This window comes from Candidatus Nitrosarchaeum limnium BG20 (genome assembly GCF_000241145.1).
Taxonomy (GTDB): Archaea; Thermoproteota; Nitrososphaeria; order Nitrososphaerales; family Nitrosopumilaceae; genus Nitrosarchaeum; species Nitrosarchaeum limnae.
In genome coordinates this window covers 1-991 of the sequence record NZ_AHJG01000247.1, presented here as the reverse complement: position 1 = coordinate 991, position 991 = coordinate 1, and the positions used below count along the sequence as shown (strand labels likewise).

Annotated in this window: 2 protein-coding genes; both read right to left on the bottom strand. The window is 35.7% G+C overall.

The window, feature by feature from the left end; all coding sequences use genetic code 11:
• On the bottom strand, positions 1-586 hold a 586-nt coding region (locus tag BG20_RS08985; RefSeq protein WP_010194149.1), incomplete at its 3' end, for an NADH-quinone oxidoreductase subunit H.
• Positions 587-991 (bottom strand): NADH-quinone oxidoreductase subunit D-related protein (locus BG20_RS08980; protein ID WP_010194147.1); only part of this gene is annotated, 405 nt, incomplete at its 5' end.

Genomic DNA, 991 nt, shown 5'->3' with positions numbered 1-991 from the left:
TGGGAAAGAATCCTATGATTGCAAATACTGCCAATAAGCCAACATCAACATCTGCTACAACCCAACCTGGAGCAACTGGAATTAATGCTACAAATGCAGCAGCTGTTGCAACAAAGATAACAGGCGCTGCCCAAAAAATTGGTTTGTCAGCTTTTGCAGGAATAATAATTTCCTTTGAAATTAACTTAAGTCCATCTCCCATCAATTGTAAAATTCCTTCAACTTTTCCACAGTAAAATGGACCGACACGTAACTGGAGTTTTGCCAACATTTTTCTTTCTATAAAAATTGTTCCAGCTGCAATTAATGCTGCAAATCCAAATCCAGGAAATGCTGCAATCCTAAACAAATCAGTAGTCATGAAGGCTTTCAAAATTGGAAGAGTTCTAGAAGGATCAGCTAACCATGTTAATGCAAGAAATGGTGTAAGTAATTCGCCGTTGATTACAGGCATTTCAATATAGAATAAAATAACTTGAACTGCAGGAATACCAATTAATGTGAAAAGTAAAAGAATCCAAAATACATTATCTAAAATAGATTTTACAAACTCACTAAACTTGAAGTTTGGTGCAATAACAGACATTTATCGATCTGCCTCCACAGGCCAATAATTAAGACTCCAGTATACAGATGGCATGTTCCCAAGTTTTTCTCCCTTTAGAAGATATGGTAATGCAATCAAGTTTCTAAATGAACCAACACTCATCTTTACTCTATATGGTTCTGGTTTTCCATCAGATACAATATAACATCCTAAAGAGCCTCTACCAGATTCTACTCGTTTGTATACAGTGTCAAGTCCTTTACCTTTTGGATTTGGTTTTAGTTTGACTCTTACAGAACCAGACTTTGGCATTTTTTGTAATGCCTGTCTAATTATGTTACAGCTTTCAAGCATATCAAGCCATGGTACTTTAGATCTTGCATAAGAATCTCCTTCTTTCATAACATTAGTGTGAACATCTAACTCATCATAGACATCGTAGGG